Origin of the sequence: Paenibacillus sp. AN1007 (genome assembly GCF_040702995.1) — a bacterium.
Classification (GTDB): Bacteria; Bacillota; Bacilli; order Paenibacillales; family Paenibacillaceae; genus Paenibacillus.
The window spans coordinates 4,938,216-4,956,158 of the sequence record NZ_CP159992.1; the positions used below are offsets into that span (position 1 = coordinate 4,938,216).

Annotated in this window: 13 protein-coding genes and 1 pseudogene; 1 reads left to right on the forward strand and 13 read right to left on the reverse strand. The window is 40.8% G+C overall.

The window, feature by feature from the left end:
- Positions 1–228 precede the first annotated feature (228 nt).
- Positions 229–1,113: a GNAT family N-acetyltransferase gene (locus ABXS70_RS22170; RefSeq protein WP_366290915.1), complete on the forward strand. Its 885-nt coding sequence runs from the start codon at positions 229–231 to the stop codon at positions 1,111–1,113.
- A 196-nt stretch (positions 1,114–1,309) separates the two neighbouring features.
- Here ABXS70_RS22170 and ABXS70_RS22175 read toward each other — a convergent pair whose 3' ends face one another.
- The 13 genes and pseudogenes from ABXS70_RS22175 to ABXS70_RS22235 form a co-directional block, all read right to left on the reverse strand.
- Positions 1,310–2,149: a CPBP family glutamic-type intramembrane protease gene (locus ABXS70_RS22175; RefSeq protein WP_366296733.1), complete on the reverse strand. Its 840-nt coding sequence runs from the start codon at positions 2,147–2,149 to the stop codon at positions 1,310–1,312.
- A gap of 22 nt (positions 2,150–2,171) precedes the next feature.
- Positions 2,172–2,744, reverse strand: coding sequence for a TetR/AcrR family transcriptional regulator (locus ABXS70_RS22180; protein WP_342554233.1), 573 nt, complete (start codon positions 2,742–2,744; stop codon positions 2,172–2,174).
- A 200-nt stretch (positions 2,745–2,944) separates the two neighbouring features.
- Positions 2,945–3,613, reverse strand: a complete 669-nt coding sequence (locus ABXS70_RS22185) for a hypothetical protein (protein WP_342554232.1) — start codon at positions 3,611–3,613, stop codon at positions 2,945–2,947.
- Positions 3,614–3,838: 225 nt separating this feature from the next.
- On the reverse strand, positions 3,839–4,558 hold the full coding sequence (locus ABXS70_RS22190) for an ABC transporter permease (protein ID WP_342554231.1): 720 nt from the start codon (positions 4,556–4,558) through the stop codon (positions 3,839–3,841).
- Positions 4,558–5,295 (reverse strand): ABC transporter permease, encoded by a 738-nt coding sequence (locus ABXS70_RS22195; protein WP_342554230.1) that lies wholly within the window; start codon positions 5,293–5,295, stop codon positions 4,558–4,560. Before ABXS70_RS22195 ends, ABXS70_RS22190 begins: the two co-directional genes overlap by 1 nt.
- Before the next feature lie 53 nt (positions 5,296–5,348).
- Complete coding sequence (locus ABXS70_RS22200) at positions 5,349–6,065, reverse strand: ATP-binding cassette domain-containing protein (protein ID WP_342554229.1); 717 nt, start codon at positions 6,063–6,065, stop codon at positions 5,349–5,351.
- A gap of 416 nt (positions 6,066–6,481) precedes the next feature.
- The gene (locus ABXS70_RS22205; protein WP_342554228.1) at positions 6,482–8,185 is read right to left on the reverse strand and encodes a UvrD-helicase domain-containing protein; all 1,704 of its coding nucleotides are present in this window, start codon (positions 8,183–8,185) and stop codon (positions 6,482–6,484) included.
- Positions 8,186–8,190: 5 nt separating this feature from the next.
- On the reverse strand, positions 8,191–9,594 hold the full coding sequence (locus ABXS70_RS22210; protein WP_366290921.1) for a UvrD-helicase domain-containing protein: 1,404 nt from the start codon (positions 9,592–9,594) through the stop codon (positions 8,191–8,193).
- A 16-nt stretch (positions 9,595–9,610) separates the two neighbouring features.
- Positions 9,611–9,832, reverse strand: a complete 222-nt coding sequence (locus ABXS70_RS22215; RefSeq protein ID WP_342554226.1) for a hypothetical protein — start codon at positions 9,830–9,832, stop codon at positions 9,611–9,613.
- The gene (locus ABXS70_RS22220; protein WP_342554225.1) at positions 9,829–12,399 is read right to left on the reverse strand and encodes a hypothetical protein; all 2,571 of its coding nucleotides are present in this window, start codon (positions 12,397–12,399) and stop codon (positions 9,829–9,831) included. Before ABXS70_RS22220 ends, ABXS70_RS22215 begins: the two co-directional genes overlap by 4 nt.
- Positions 12,399–15,833, reverse strand: a complete 3,435-nt coding sequence (locus ABXS70_RS22225; protein WP_366290924.1) for an ATP-dependent helicase — start codon at positions 15,831–15,833, stop codon at positions 12,399–12,401. The genes ABXS70_RS22220 and ABXS70_RS22225 overlap by 1 nt, the downstream gene beginning before the upstream one ends.
- Before the next feature lie 430 nt (positions 15,834–16,263).
- Complete coding sequence (locus ABXS70_RS22230; RefSeq protein ID WP_366290927.1) at positions 16,264–16,494, reverse strand: ATP-binding protein; 231 nt, start codon at positions 16,492–16,494, stop codon at positions 16,264–16,266.
- Positions 16,495–17,255: 761 nt separating this feature from the next.
- Positions 17,256–17,764 (reverse strand): annotated as a pseudogene (locus tag ABXS70_RS22235) (hypothetical protein); the annotation flags it as partial.
- Positions 17,765–17,943: the final 179 nt, after the last annotated feature.

Below are 17,943 nucleotides of genomic sequence, written 5' to 3' on the forward strand. Positions count from 1 at the left end.
TCTCCACCACTTTAATTACAGTCGTTACCGCTCTTACAGACGATCAAGAAATTACATAAATGTACGATACGAATAAAGAACTGACCAGCATTGGCAGTTCTTTTCTTATGTTATTCGTTATTAATTACTCTTGATGTTAAGTGAAGGGTTTTAGAACTTTCCACCGAATAATATATGGTAGAAATGTAAGTTTGATTCGACTTAACAACAAGACAAGGAGAACATATCATGCAGGATTTGAAATTTACGAAAAATTATAAAAATAATGACACACTTCGGAACAGTTTTTTTGAACTCGCTGCGAGTACATTTGATATCCATTTTGAAAATTGGTATCGACATGGTTGCTGGGGCGAAGGATACACCCCTTTCTCGTTTGCAGATGGAGATCAGATTGTTGCTAATGCATCCGTGAATATCCTAGAACTGGTCATCCACGGAGAGAAGAAAAATGCAATCCAAATTGGCACGGTGATGACACATCCCGACTACCGCAAGAAAGGACTATCCACGCATTTAATGAACAAAATTCTGGAGGAATACGAGAACAAGTACGATGTCATGTACCTTTTTGCCAATGAATCCGTGCTTGATTTCTACCCTAAGTTTGGGTTCAAACCCTTAGAAGAACACCTGTTTTCAATGGATTTCCACAGTACAGCTAACCCATCAAAATCTGCGAACCTGCGGAGACTGGATGTAACTGACGCAGATGATTTACACCTTATTCAACAATTTGCATCACAAAGATTGCCTGTTTCCAAGCGGTTTGCAACCAATCATACTCCTGGCATATTCATGTTTTATTGTTTGAATGTGTTTAATAATGATATTTATTATTTGGAAAACGAAAAGGTCATTGTCATTTATCAGAAAGAAGACAGTAATATCGACCTCTTCGATGTTGTCAGCTTAAACGAAATCAATATGAAAGATATTTTGAATACGATCTCTGATGAAACTACGGAGAAAGTAACGTTTCATTTCACCCCGGATGAGAACAAAGATATCGATTTAAAAAGCACAATGACCAATGAAGGTCTTTTTGTAAAAAACCATGGTGATCATATCTATCCTGTACGTGTTAAACATCCAGTTACATCTATCGCGTAAAGGTAGATAGGCTGAGCAGCATGAACTGTTATTACACATAGAGTCAGGACTGGAATGGTGAATCGTTGCTGATTCTTAGGAGCAGCATTTTATACACGAATAGGGAGCAGGGATAGTACAATGTAGTACAGTTCCAGCTCCTTTTTGATGTGTCTTGAATACCACTGGAATCAGGCGATGTGCCCTCTAGCTCTTTCTAATGTCCCAAGCTTAGTTTCTGTTCTTTCCTGACTCGGACCGATCTGAGCCATAAGCCGAATCCAACGAATAAAACCGTTGTAATAATACCAGTTGTCGGACTAAGCCACAATTCCCCTGTTTTGGTTAGTGTAATGATTCCGGTTACCGATAACAGCAAGGTAGGGACCCCATCTTCCACAGCGTGCATGAATACACACGGCCATACTGATTTCGTAAGACGATAAATTTCGACGTACATGATCGACCATGCGACCATCAACACACAACCTATCAAGAGAAAGCTCGTTCTCGTGGTTGTCTCAAAATAAGTATTAGGAAGGAAAACCATATAATAAGGAGCATGCCATAGAGCCCATACAAGGCCAGACACGAGATAAAGCGACCCATCATTAAACTTCAACTCAATCAGTTTGGGAGTTAAATATCCACGCCAAGCAAACTCTTCAAAAATATTCTTTATAAAGCTGCCCGCAGTGGAAACACCGATAAGGGTTAGAAGCGTATTGATCTCAATATCAGAGACATGGGCGCTGTCCAAAAGAAATGCAAGACCAACAACGATGACTGCCATAACAGGATAGATCGCAATAGCTGCAGCATACCATTTCATATTCCCTTTAAAATTGAACCTCACGCCAATATCCTTCCAATCCCGACTTACTATTCGCAGCACGAGCATCGTGAGCATCGGCAATACCAGCCACAACCCCATGCCTAACGAATTTCCTTCCGGTTGTTCCGGCATCTTCATATCTACCCATACACCAATCCAACCGCTTGCCAACACCACCACGATGAATAAAAGCAGACTGAGCTTTCTTCTTCCTGCTGATATGTTAACCCCGATCCCCTCCCATCTATGATTGTTCGATTCTACGCCTCGCTGTGCTGATGACATCTTCAGCTGCACTATTCATGAGCTGAATCATCCGTTCCTCCGTGTAATCCTCTGGCAGCAAATCGTTCGCAGCCATCACACTTATCCCAACCTGAAACGTCTTCATCTTGAGTAGAATGGTCATCAGTTCATCATCCGATAATCCGCTCAGATCAGGGTCCGTTCTCATCATGTGTATGAAATGTCTTGTTTCTTCCTCATTATGCTTCGCTTGATCATTTTTCTGCATAACAATATCCCGAAACAACATAGGATACTCTCTGGCAAAACGAATGCTGGCCACCCCAATATCCTGAAACGGATGCCCGGATTTTTGCTCCAGCAGAATCTGTCTGCTCACTTCAAAGGTTTTCTCATATACACCTTCAAGCAGCTCACCAATTTCCTTGAAATTTACATAGATTGGGGCGATCGAGCCTCCCAGCTTCTCCGCCACCTTGCGGATTGTAATGGAATTAACCCCCTCTACCCTCGCAATTTCGAACGCTGCATCAATAATTTGATCTTTAGTAAACTTCTTTTTGGGTGCCATGTGTGTTGTCTCCTCCTGGAGTGAAAGGTCCAATACAATACATTTCACTTGATATAGATCATATGATATATATTCTACCACTTATGTGTCAACCTATTTTTGAGAAAAATCCCCAATAAAAAGAAGCTTATCTCTCCAAGTATGAATGACTTGAGAAATAAACTTCTGTTGGTGTTAAACCCATTGGCCGAAACGATCCATTATGGATTGGAATCTGCTGTACGTGAGAGAAAGTCTGTACAATATCTGGATAATGGGCACTCGGTCGAATGAGGTTTTCTGGCAGTACATATTGCTCCGGCAAGATCCAGTACTGCCAAATTAGCTTCCCTTGTTCGTTCCATGCCTTCAAAATGACTCCTGATTTTTTGTGCTAACTCTCTGTCCATCCGAGGCCTGGTTTTGGTTGAAGTATAACCAAAGTACCTTGTAAAGAGGCGAATCACATTGGTATCAATGGGGACGACAGGCTGATCAAAAGCATAACAAAGCACGGCATTCGCAATATAATCTCCGACTCCAGGAAGCTTTCTTAACTCGATGTAATTATTCGGCACTTGACCATGATGCTCACTGCAGATAATTTCAGCTGTTCTGATTAATCTTGCTGCACGATACTTCAGCCCGATCGGAGCAATGATTGCCTCTACGGTTTCCATATTTGCATTGGCAAGTTCTCTTATATCACCATACTCACGCAGCATTCGATCATAAACTTCTTCCACTTTGCGTACATGGGTCTGCTGAAGCAAAAACTCTGCAAGTAATATCCGGTAGGGATCTGTGGTATTCCGCCAAGGAAAATCATGCCGCCCGTTCTCTGAATACCACGCCAGCAGTTCTTTCCAAAAAAACGAGTTTTCTGTCATGTTTATCACCATATCTATTTTTTCTTCTTCTCTTATCTCTTAACTCTTGTCTATTCTCTTATCTATTCTTACCCGTGCATCGCACTTCATCCTCACTAAAAAAACGTATTAAAATAAAAGCAGGGTTAGAGAATCTTTGAAAGATTCTCTAACCCTGCTGATTTTTAGCATCTAACGAATACAGATATATATTTTTCTGCAGTACCTTATTTATGTACTTTGCTATTAACGAACATTACGATACGAGAAGACATAAGTAGAGATGGCTATTAACAATACGGCCCAAGCAAATTGCATGCCCAACCCCGACCATTTTTCTAGAAAAGCAGTAGACTCAGGTAACGAAAAAAGGTTCATTACAGCAAGGGTGGGTAAAAATTTTGCTGATTGAGAAATTGAAAAAAACATGTGGCTCAGTCCCAACATCAGAGGGAGCATTATAGCTAGTGGTACGATAAGCGATTTTGTAATTACAGATAGAGCAGAGGTTATTAAGGCCATTTGGACCCAACTAAGTATACTTAGAGGTAAACTTTCAGCCATCATCATTCCATAGGCTGACGACCATTCCATATCAAATTGAATGAACAGCACAAGAGAACAAATAATACTCGCAGCGATCCCTGCAATTACGGTAATTAGTGCATTATTGATAAATTTCACACCTATTAATTTTAGTCTTGATGGTTGTGTGAGAAGTGTTGTTCTTAACGCAGAGTTCGAGTATTCTTGTCCGAAATAGGCTGCACTGGCGACTATAACACCTGGATGACCTAAATAGAGGGCTTGTAAACAAAGTGAGAAAATTTCCTTTTCACCCACGGACGTTGATGTATCCAATGTTAATAGGTAAATGAGCGGAACAGCTGCTGCCCCGAATATACCCAGAATACACCAGCCAAATGAAAAAAATTTAGTCTTTTCACTAAGCATCGCAGCATACATCAATATCTCCCCCCTACATCATTACGAATAAAGGTGTAACAAGAAACGGACAAAGCTGCAATTGCCCATACGAGAAGTACAACAACGCCTTTTAAAGGATCATGCTCAAAAGGATCTGTTGGTGTTGCAAAGAGAAGATTACCGGCTGCCACCGGAAGGTACATTCCCCAATCCCACTTTTGAGCTAGATATAAGCCTAAATTATAAATTTGTGGAACCAAAAAAGCTAAGGGCACTATTGCATTTTTAAAGACCATGCCTAATCCAAATGAAAGGATCGTAAGTAAAATCCAATCCAGGACCGAGTAACCAATAAACTGCCAAGCTGTAGAACTTAAAGAAATTGGAGGTAGTCCCTGTCCCCCTAATGTGAAATGTGTAATGGAGATGGTTAAATATATAGCTGTACTTGAAATAATTACGCCGCAGACTACAACTGCGAGTGCTTTCGCACAGAATATCTTGATCCGACTGCTCTGAACAAGTAAGGTTGTACGCAGTTGATGATGTAAATATTCACTGCCCCCAATCATTCCTCCAAATATCACCATTGGCAGTACGCCAAAAGGAACTAATTCAAACCCAAAGTAATCCAAAGGGGGCAGGGCATTTAATAGACCAGATTGAGTCTCTGGCGTAGCTTCTAAACCGATCTTAAGGTAACCTCTCGCTGTTATGAATGCAAGTAAGGGTTGAACAACGATAGCAGCAGCACAAATAACCCACCACAATTTCATTGAGGTAATCTTGTTTAGCTCAAATCTTACGCTTCTAAAAAAAGAGTCCATCATCATGCCCCGCTCTCAGTAAGAGAAAAAAATACATCTTCCAGTGATTCCAAGTCCTTCATTACATCTTTGATCTCACCAGTAGTTATGATTTCCCCTTGGTTAATAATAACGACATCGTCCGCCACAGCTTCCACTTCGGAAAGAATATGCGAAGACAGCAGCACGGTCTTTCCCATTTCTGATTGCTGACGAATAAATTTTCTAAACCAGCGAATTCCTGTCGGATCGAGCCCGTTGGTTGGTTCATCCAATACAAGAAATTGTGGATCTCCCAAAAGCGCGGCCGCAAGTCCAAGCCGCTGCCCCTCACCTAATGATAAGGTTCCAAGTCTCGCTTTATGTTTATCTGATAAACCAACGATATCCAGTACCTCTGACACACGATCAATAGAAATGTTATTGCTTTGTGCTATAATTCTCAGATGAGTATGTACCTTTCTAGAAGGCGCTCCCCCTACCCCATCAAAAGCAGCTCCTACCACTTTCAATGGCGTATCATATGCTGTATACTTTCGCCCACCAAAAGTTGCTGTTCCTGTTGAATGATCAAGTCCTAATAAAATACGAAGTGTTGAGCTTTTTCCCGCACCATTTGGCCCAAGAAAAGCTGTAATTCTTCCTTCTTTTGCTTCAAAGGACACATCGTTCAATATTTGCTTTTGTCCATGTTGTTTAGACAACTTTGATATGAGAATACTTTTTTCTTCACTAACCAAATAAAATACCTCCTTAGAGTAAAATTCTTTGCAAAAATCAACGCGCTCTAACAGTAAAGATCAAACCGCTGATGAATGATGACGCGTTCCCAAGATAAAGTTCTACTAGATTCTGCAATGATGATATATAACTTTTAAGGATATTTATCCAATTTAAAACTAATATTTACCTCCTATATAACATTATAACATTTCGCCAATTGTGTTAAAACTACCTGACTGGAGACTAAAGATCCCCATATTTCTAATTTCTATTATTCTACGATCTCCTTCAAAACAATTCTCTAATTGCCTGTATATGAAATAAAAACAGCAGCGTTCAAGAATTTTCATAGAATCTTGAATACTGCTGCTTATTTATAGATGTCGCTTCCATTGGTTAATCTTGAATTTGCCTACAGCTCTAAAAAAGCCAGCTACTTTGTATATCGCGATTTGGTGAATCCGTGCGCAGCATAGTCTGGACCGTGAAACAATCGAACAAACGGAGATATTTTTCTTTCTGTCTCCCCCTTGTAAAGCAGAACTACTTTTTCCTTTGCCCGGGATAAAGCGACATACAATATCTTTTTCTCATCGTTGTATATAGCATCTTCATCAGAGATAAAGTTATTTGACCACTTATCGTTTTCTGAGCGTCGAAGCAAGTCATCGATCTTAGACTTTTGAGGATAATGGGAAGAATCAAAATGCAGTATAAAAACAAAATCAAACTCAAGTCCTTTTACTGCAAAAGCATCTGTGAAAAAGACAGGCTTCCGCTGCTGGGAATAATTAAATTTCTTACCGTAACTCTCAACACCAACAACATCAAATTCTCGCTTCAATAACATATGCGTCTTGCAATTTTTTGTTTTCCACATATCTCCGTCATATCTGTGAATAACAGCGATGGAACAGTCCTCTCTTTGTTGACGGAGAGCATGAATTTCTCTGATTAGGTAGCGATTTAGATTATCCGTTGTTTGGTAATATCGAATCTCTGGTTTTGGACCTTCACGCACAAATAGAAGATCATCCTCACGGTCATTCTCCGTATCCAGAAAAGAGATTGATCTTGCCAATTTCATAGTCTGCTTAGTTGATCGGTAATTAATTTTCAGCCTGTGGGTACGTCTTCCTTCGACCTCAATGCCAAGATCCTTAAAAGCAAAGGGTGTCCGTTTATAAATACGTTGTTTTAAATCACCTGACAGCGCTAAACTTTTTTTCGCAAGAAGCACTAAACTTTTTAACTGCATCGGTTGCAAATCTTGGAACTCATCAATGAATATGTGGTCGTATTTTAGTGCGTCAGGAAGCATTTCAATATGCCTTAATAAGATGAGCGCGTAGTCTTCCGGATCATAATTCTTCCCATACGTCTGTTCTCGATACCGATGATAGGCAGTAAACATTTGAAAGACGGTATAGCGCTGTTCTTTAGTTAAACGGGGATTAATCCCCCTCCCTGCACGCTCACAGTCTAAGTAGAGTTCCTCCGTTACATATCCATTTGCTTTCATCCATAGAAACTCTTCCAGCATAAATCCATCAAAATGTGAAGTATACAAACTTCTATCTCTAGGAAGGCAGCTGTACTCTGGGGTTTTAACATATTTCTCCGTAAAACCCTTGCATCGGCGCTGAGCAAGGTCATCTAATTTATCAAGATTGTGCGTAGACATTTGCAGCTCTCCGACTTCTATGAGCCCAGATTCTTTAAGGAGTCTGCTAACCATGAAATGATAAGTATAGAAATGGACCGTATGTACATCTTTTAACTCCCGGAAAATGGGTGACTGCATGCATCGCTTATTGGCATCCTGCATCAGCGTGGGATTAAAGGAGACGTATAAAATACGTGATGGTGCAGGTTCAGCCAGAACTTTAAACATCCTCCCCAGGAGAGTAATACTTTTCCCACTTCCTGCCGAACCGCTAATTAAAAGGTGTTTCTCCTGTGTTTGTACGACAGCAAGCTGCTCTGGACTCAGTTGTATTCCATCCAACAGAGTACCGTTCTTAATGAATTCGTTCCAGTGGTACTCATTCTGAAGCTGCTCATCCTTTTTGCTATGTCTATCGACCCATGCCTCAGCCAGCTGATTCCAAAAGAAAGGAAGCATTAAACTATTCACCCCCCTTATACTTTCGCATGATTATATAAACTGCTGTCCATTTCATCTATAAAACGTGATGGCTTACCGTAGTATGCCATGTAAAGAATCGATTTGGCCCGTGTCATGGAAACATACAGAAGTCTCCGCTCTACAGCCAATTCCTCCTCATCCGGTTCATCATGTCCCTTATCCAAAAAAGGAACGCTGTTCTCACTAACACGTATAATAAACACCGCATCAAACTCAAGTCCTTTCGCTGAGTGAAAAGACATTAATTTCACACCAGCGTTAAGCACGCTGGCCCCTTCCTTCTTGACCTGAACGCAGTCAACTCCCTTATCATTCAACACCCGCTCATATCGGTTGAAGGGAGCCATCTGTCTACTCAGAAGACCTATGCTCCATTTCGGATATACCTTCCGAAGATGAGCTATTGTGTTGGTCACAAATACTTCCTCTTCCATATAGCCCAAGCATTGTATAATCTCGGCCTTTGGCCCCTGACGGCTTGGCATTTCTGGCGGGACAAATTCATCATCTTTGTTTTTACACAGCGGATCATGCTGCTGAAGACTTGCAGCCAGCCTCATAATTTGTTCAGTGGAGCGCTGCGAATCAGTTAATATTTTGGTTCGGCCGCCAGTAATGTTAATACCAATTTCACGCCACGAAAAAGAAGTCTTATAAATCTTTTGACCTTTATCTGCAGCTATAATGATCCGTTTTCCTGCACAGTTTTTAAGAAGTTGGAGCTGTACTTGCTGCAGATCTTGTGCCTCATCTATAAGGATATTGTCAAACTTTTGAGATTGCGGCACTCCCTGCTGCTTAAGCAAAAGAGCATAATCGTCATAGTCACATAACATCTCTTGTTTAAGTTTATTTTGATACAGTTCGAACAAGTCAAATATTTTATCACGATCACTGCGGTCCACTTTAACTTTAGTTCCTCTACCATTTCGTTCAACTCTCATATAGCTCTCTCGTGTAAGTATTCCCATGCCTTTGATCCACTTTATTTCATCTTGTAGAAATTCTTCAAACCGGGTTTCTCTAAAAAAGCGATGGGTACTATTCATTTTCAGTTCCTGTCTACAGGTAAGAATTAACTTTGTCAATTGTTTTCCAGAGAGGACACGTGGTACCCTACCGTTTCTAGAAAGTGCACCGTAAGCCCATGAATGGAATGTTTTCACTTTAAGTCGGTCTGATTTTAACAGAGATGCAAGCTCTGCTGCATATCGCGCGAGAGTCTGATTATATGTAATGAGAGCAATACTCTGATCTGGATGCTTCGTTATAATTTTATGAGCCTGCTTTAGCAGCACCGTTGTTTTTCCACTGCCCGCTATTCCCCGGATCAACAGCTGATCACCTTCATAATCGACTGCTTCCTGCTGTTTTTTGGTTAAAATAATATCCTGCATAGCTTTCATCTCCGTATTATATAAAGTCGTCATCATCGTCGTAGTCTTGAGAGATAAGAAATAGCACTTCATCTCTTGCATTACGAATTGTATCTGATGTCCCCTTAATCTCGAGCTCCTGCAATACCAATGTCGCAGACTCTGCGGCAGACTGTTCGATTAATTTCTGCTGTTCTGCAGACATTTGTTGGACCCAACGGAAGGCAACCTGCTGCCATAGGTCGTTGTTTATTTTCATTTAAAGGACCTCATTTTGTCGTCGGCTGGATAATACCCTTCAATGCATACAGGCAGGTGAGGACAGAAGCGGCACAGTTCGGACGGATTGGCTCGAAGCTGCATTAATTTTTCATCCTGAATAGGTTTCGCAAGTGTTTCGTCTATGACGTTGGCTTGAAAAGCCTTGTTCGCTGGCTCCAATAAATTTTTGTCATCCACAGGGTAACTCGGCACCAGAAGCTGAAATAATCGCCGACCCCGAACATAGTTCCTGCTCTCATAACGATCATAGCCCTTCGAAAAGGTATTGCGATATTTCTGTGCTTCTTCGGCCAAGTATCTTTTCCTCACTTCAGGCCAGTGTGGAAATATAGCTGATAACTGAGCATTAATCTCCTGAGTAGAAGCATCTGACAGCGCATATGATGCTTTCAACAGGTTTTGGTATAAAATCTGCTGATGAAATTCATTGCGATACGAAGCGAATGGCTGCACCACAAAACTGTAATAAAAACGTCTTGGACACAATGCAAACTCAGCAGCGGCATCAGCCGGGAATGATTTGAGGTGCTGAAACACAGCTTCCAGATTTCCCTTAGCGCAGCCTGCTGGCTCCAAATCCTGAGTCTGGAACAAAGCGCTTCGCTTCTCAGGCGAGAGACCTAATACCATAATGTATACGGATTCCTCCAGCTTTTTACTCTCTTTATTGCGAATCCAGGATAGGCGTACTGGCTGCTTGGCGAAAGCAAGAACGTTATAAAACAGATATCTGGCCGAAGAAGAAGATACGTCTTCACGGATAAAAAGCATCTCCAGCTCCCTACTTTGCAATCCATGTACTGTCTGACGTGTAAGCGGCCAAGGCATACTATTCACTGCATATGGCAAGCTCTCCTCATCCAAATTACAAAGATGAATCTCTCTGTCCATAAATGCGACGGCATCGACGTCCTCAAACTTACTGATCGGTAACGTCATTTCTTCTAATTCATTATTGAATTCACCACCGAGATACAGCGCTACCGCTTGGGCTACATCATCAATGTAATAAGACTCATCATCAATAAAATCTAGTTTCAGTCTTTTTCGGAGCTGTTCCAGCAGTTCTCGCTCTTCCTCGGCCAATGTTTCTGGGTCCGGTCCTGCAGCTAGCAGCTGTGCTATTTGCTCAAAATGCTCGTGAAGCCGAATTTCCTTTCTTCCAAAGAGAAGTTCTGCTTGGGTAAACAGCTTCTCCATAAACTGAAGCAGAAGCACAATATCTGTATGTTTGACCTTAAAAAACGAAAAGCGAAGCATTGGATTTCCCATCATTCTGTGAAACCGACTGCCGGAATTTTCGAATGCATCCGCTGCATTTAATTTCACTTCTTTTAGTAATTCTGCCTGTCTCCGCCATTCTTTTAACGTGCTGCAGGATGAAAAGTAAGGGAGAACATCTTCAAGCATAATTGTGAAATTCCTTGCATTTTTCTCTTCAATCTGCAACCATCCAGACGAAAAACATTCAAACAGCCCCTTTTCATTCAGGACCAGCTCTCTCTTCTGATCATCCCACATTTGATGGAGATGAAATAAATACTGTCCTATAGGATATGCAAGAAAATGTCGATCTGGATAGCTTTCTGGATAATAATCTTTCAAGCGTTTGTTCAAGTTTTCATGCTCGGGTGAATAGTAGGTTTCTCTCTCAGAATGATCTTCATAATGAGATAAAAATGTCTGAAAATCCTCAAACTGAATAACCCGCGGTCCAAAATGTGCATCCGCTGATTTGCGTGTCTCCTCTTCATAGGCTGAAGCAAAAACATCGCCCCAACTCATCTCTGAAACGACTATCGATTGCTGGATTTGCCACTGTTCAACCGGGACCCATTGGGATAGAAAGCGTTCGACCGATCTGAATGAATTTGGATATCGCGTATCGTAGAGATTAAGAAATACTAGGCGAATGCCCGCATTTTGAAACAAAGACATTACACGATACTGAAGCGGTGTAATGAAATAAAAACCATGAAGCACAATTTCTGTGATTTTTTCAGGAAGTCGGCTCACATCAATCAAACATTCACTCAGCGCCTCTCTTAAACGTTTCTCTATATTATGAGCTGAGCCTAGCCTAGAACGGATGCGCTGAAAGTCGGAGTCACTTGACTCCATAAGACCCCATACACTTTGAAAAAGCTGCTCTTCCCGACTCGTCGGCTTGAGTTCAACTGGTGTAGTTCCTATTTCAGCCAGTGTCCGCATCGTCTGAAGTACATCAATTTGATTGTGTCTGAAAGCTCGGCAAAGTTCTCTACCCCATGTATTCTCCTGACCGCGCATCAACTTCGTCAATTTAGTAAACTGTTTCATCTTAACAGCAGGCGAAGACCATGAACCTAAAAGTTTAGAAAACAGCATCCCCGCTGATACAATCGGCGCATGGATATATTCCGCAGGCTTACCCTGGTAATATTTAGTTACTCCCTTTCGTAAGCTGTTCGTTGCGCATAGATGGAGGCTGTTTACAAAAGGAGTAAACGCTGAGGTTTCTGACAAACGGGCTGGATTGGTATACGTTATGACTACGTTTTTCATTATTTTTTATCTCCCTGCATACCTAACAACTTGCTCCAGTTATCCTGGTTGCTGTATTTTTTATTCTGCACTATCCATAGCCGCTCTTCACTGCGAGTCATAGCTACATATAAAAGCCGTGCTTCTTCCCGCTCCACTTCAACGGTTTCTCCAGAATTAAGTTCAGCATAAAACTCGCTTGAGAAAATCTTTTCATTTTCTTTAATATTCCAACCAGCAGTCCAACTTCCGCTGCGACGGTCCAACAGAAGTTCACTACGTCCATATCGAAAAACTTGTTCAGTAAACGGTAGGATCACAGTATGGAATTCTAGTCCTTTGGATTTATGAACAGTAATGATTCGAACCCTATTGCCTTTTTCCTCCTCATCAAGCTCAGGCTCATCTTCCTCTCGATTAACCGCTATATTCATATGAAGCCAAGTATGTAGAGAATATAGTGACAAAAAATCAGTACTAAACTGCTGATGAAGCAGTTCCAGCAAGTGATTAAGGTTTTTCTGATACTGCATTGCGCGCGTTTCCGACTCTTTTTTATTTTCCGGATTCTCAGGCCTCTGAGCTTCCAACAGATTTAACTGTTCCTGCATAAATCGCATCGCTGGATTTGATACATCCAGAATACGCCTTATAACTGAAAGTACTGGTTGAATACGAAGATTTTCCTGTATATTCTTCCAGCCACTAAAAGGCTCTATATGCTCGAGGAACTCCATGAGCTCAGCTTCATTTCCATCAAAGGGGATTAACGAGCTCCAATGAACGTTCGTCTTAGAATACGGCGAATTCAATAAATTGACTAAAGCCGATGGACTTTTCACAAACAGCAGCGCATCAATCAAATAAGCAAAATCCTGTATAGCGGAACTCGTAAAAAATGTACCACCAATTTCCAAATGGGTATTCAGCCCTGCATCATCACACCATGCTTTCAGTCTTCCTGCCTGTGCATTGGTCCGAACCAACACTGCAATTTTATCTTCACCCGAGAGTTTGACCGTTTCTTGCGCCCTTCGTATTAGATCGATCGTGTACTGTCTCTGGTTCTCATCATAGCGTTTATAATTAACCTGATAAATCTCTACAGCAGCTTCAGTGCTCTCCCGCATGCCTACAAGTCGGTCGCTACTGCGGTAAGTTAAGTACTCAGCCCCACCCCATGCTGAAAACAAACGGTCCATATCGTTAAGAATGCTTACAGCCGACCGATAATTTTTCCGCAGGGAAAAAGCGTGCAGCGCTTCACTCTGCTCTGCCATTAATCTTCTCAAATTATCGAATGCCGTGTAATCTGCCCCTCTGAATCGGTAAATACTTTGCTTGATATCTCCAACCACAAAAAGCTTCAACTTTAAGGCCTTAACCAGCCGTGCCGCCAATCTAATCTGAGCATCATCTGTATCTTGAAACTCATCAATAAATAAATAAGAAATCTGCTTAGCAGTATTTATAAATGCTTCTTCCCGCCGGCTTACCAGTTCAACCTGTCTGGTCAAATCGCTGAGTGAGACTGCATTTGCCTCCGTTTTAAGCTGATGAAATTCATCTTCGCAATTTGCAAATAAGTCGATAAATAGATCGTGCAGATCCGCACTGTCCCCTTTTGCTTCTCCCCAGACAATACGCGCAGTTTCCTCACGGGTAAGCCCCTTTCGTTCCATTTCCATCCAAAAGGCATCTGTAATACTGATCATTCTATGTAGAGGAATTTCCTTGAATTTCTCCTTTATCGTATGTTGGTCCAGCCATTGGCTGGCTTTAGCATCAATCTGTCTTTCAATTATTTGTTTTCGCTCCGTGTTAAAGCTGCGAATCTGCATATTTTGTCCATAACCAAGCTCTGAACCTAGTTCACGGATAAGCTCTCTAGCAAACGAATGAATGGTGCTGATACGCATAAAGCACAGTTCCTCCATTAATTTCAAGTAACGTACAGCCCCTGTTGCCTGAAAACGCTGAAAGAAAGCTCTGCGCAGTTTATGGAACATATTTTGTGCTGCCTCACGTGTAAAAGTAATCATGGTCAATGCACTGACGGGGACGGATGTCATATGTATGAGAAATAAAATGCGGTCAATCATTACTGTCGTTTTCCCAGTCCCCGCTCCTGCTTCCACACACAAGTGTGATTCTGGAGGGGCATGCTCTACCGCATACTGTTCTTCATTAAACTCCGGACATTCTCGAGAAATCTGAGAAAATAACAGCTGCTTCTCGGACTGGATACTTCCATCCGTGATAAACAACCCCGAAAGTCGTTGCGACGTCCTCTCCGACACCTTGTAATGCTGAAACAGTCGTGACGATTGAAAGGTAGTCAGTTCTTTAGGAATGCGTACAACTTCTGTATCCGTAAAAAGAAGGATTTTGATGCCCTTTCTTAGCAATTCTACCAATACAGGTGCTTTTTCTTCAGTTTCCGCCTGAGTGTAAACAGCGAGTAGAGAGTGTTTCGGCTCATCATCAGTTGCAAACATAATATAATCTAACCTTTCAAAGTTATTTACCACTGCAGTGTTAGTTCGACAAGAAGTATCTAAAACCTCCATATATTTATGGTATCCCCAAGTTTCTTGAAATTGTTTCTCAGACGCCGGACCTGGTTTGGCTGTGCCTTTCCCCTCTACAGGGATTACTTCCCGACGCAATATATCCGCAAAATCATTCCATTCCTCGATGCTGCTCCTCAGCCAACTGTGAGGTAGACCGAAATTCATCAGGCAATCCAATTGTGGCCCAATATATTTTTGTTCCTCAGGAGTTCTAGACAAAAGATGACTTAACTTTTTTTGATACTCACTAGCTGAAACTTGAGATATTTCGTCCTTTATTGGGACAAGTATGTTAGGGTTTAACAGGCGGTCTCCCTTTTTAAACTCGAACCAACCGGTTTGGCTGTATACCTCCATTAAATCTGATACCCAAGCATAACCTTCAATTCTCGCTTTCCACGGTTTTCCTCTATATATGTATGGATCATTTTCAAAAATTTTTCCGGTTGGAAGGTTCACTAGACGAACGATGACATAAACAAGTGTTTTGAAATTTGTAATTTTATGTTTTTCTACAACCAGCCATTTGGAATGCTTCCGAGTCCCTTTGATATCTACCTTGAATGGGAGATGATGAGGGTTCCCATTCAAATAAAGAACAGATAAGTCATTGCCTTCATCGTGGATCAACGGGTCATTCCAAACATTAAGGTCAACTTCAAACTGTATGTCAAAATAGCTGTTCAAAAAGCTGCATAATGCATATTCTGCAGCTTTCCCGAGCACATGATCAGCAATGAAATCATTTTTCTGCCGTATGATATCCCCTCGGCCGAACTGCTTTTGGCTTGCAGCATTCTTTTCATAGAGTTCTTCAGCAAAGGCAAAAGATGCTTCAATTTCTTTCACTGTAACCTCTTGTTCACTGTATGGATGATCCATGCGCTTCCTTCTCTCGAGCAATCTCTTTATTTTGTTGTATTTGGGTTGATCTCTTATGCTGTTAGATTCATTTCTTTATAACATCTTTTAATATATCGGATAGATATGATACATATGTAATAAGTGAATCATATTAGTGATAGATTTCTTAAATTAGATATTATCACTCTTTTTACCACTAACGTAACTTAAAAAACGTAATGAGGAACAACGAATTGATAATATATTAAGATTAAACTAGATTATATCTTTAAATAAATAATATAAGCGAGCACAAAAGAGTGCTCGCTCCAAGGGCGATGATATGTATAAGGAGAAAAGAACTACGAGTTTGAACTTGGCAACGTGACGGCGCAGAATAGTAAAATTCTGAAAGCCCCCTCATTTGCCTATAAGCCGAAAGTATCATAAATGATTTGTGTTTAAGTGTCTACTGCTGCTTTACAGGAATAATCAAAGTAACTCTCGCACCACCAGAGTAATTTTCTAAAATTAATTTACCTCCGTGTTTTTGGAATACTGCATTTGCAACATAAAGTCCAATACCAGAATGTGATTTAGAATTACGAGAAAGATCGTCCATAAAAAACTGTTCTGCAGCATGCTCTAATGCCTTTTGCGAGAAGCCAATCCCGGTATTCGTAATGACTAATAAATACATTGTTATCATTTTCCTCTATCGCAACGGACACTGTTCCATTCGGTGAATTATTCCCAACTGCATGGGATAAGACATTAGTGATTGCTCCCATACATAAATCAAAATCCATGTCTATTTGAGTTGATTTACAATTTTATACCCATTCTAGATTGATGTTATTAAAAAAACATAGGCCCTGTGCTTGATTCTTAATTTCGTACACGAATGTTTCTAAGTCTATAGACTGGATATGCAGAGGGTGACTGTCCCACGATCGGGCCACTGCCAATAAAGTCTGCATGTAGTGCTGCTTATGAATTGAACTGCTTTTGATGTAAACGGTGCATTCCTTTGTTCTGCAGAAAGGGCTGTATCATTTAACAATTCCTCATTATCTCTAATAATGGTTAATGGCGTTTTTAGATCATATGTGAGAGCAGCAATTTGATCCTGACGAACTTACGCGCCATCATTCTCCATCCCTTGTATTATTATTTTGTCCTATTAATCGGATGACCTCTTTCCGTTATACTTTAAAAACCAAAATGGCATGAAGGTTAAAATGATACAAGTAAATAAGCTGAGCATCTTACATCCTGATTTCACTTCTATGATCTCAGCTGGTGTTATTCCATAAGCATTTATAACATGCTGGTAGACAAACGGACTCCCCAGCCGTGAGGAATAAGGAACCACATTCCTGAGCCTAGACCAGTATAAAGCAGTGCTGATAACAAGCTTCCCAGCCCACCTAATCCAATGCCAAGATTTTTGCCAAAGCGAAACGACATCACCAGTTGAAAACAATATATAAAGATGCCAGCCCATTCTTTGGCTTATCTAAAATAATAAGCTTGGGTTGTGGAAGCAGCGCCAGCGCAATACCAAGCCGTTGTTTCTTTCCTAAAGAAAAGTGACCCGAACGTTTTTTGCCTGTGTTTGTAAGCTTTAAAATATCTAACAATTCATCAATTCGAGTTTTCGGTAAACCTAACGCGAAGGTACGAACTTTTATATTCTCGTATGCTGTCAAATTTTCATATAAAGGTGGATTTTCAATTAAAGCTCCGATATTCTTCAAGTCACTACGACGCCACAAATGACCGTCAAATTCAATCGTTCCGGAACTGGGGCTCAACATTCCTGTAATCAACTTTAAATTAGTGGATTTACCCGCTCTATTAGGTCCTAAGAGACCATAAACAGAGTTCCTTCTAATATTCAGAGAAACATTGTTAACTGCCTTTTGTCCCTTGAAATTTTTACAAAGGTGATTGGTCCTCAGAATCAAAGTCCTTTCCTACTTTTATACGGATAGATTATCAACAAATGTTGAAGATTTCATAAAGATCTCAAAGTTCCCCTAAAGATAAAATTTGCAGTTGATTTTTTGGCATACAGCAGGTTTGATAGAATAGACGAAATATAATGAATTCAGATGACAGTTCAGCATAATTTTAGAATCATCAT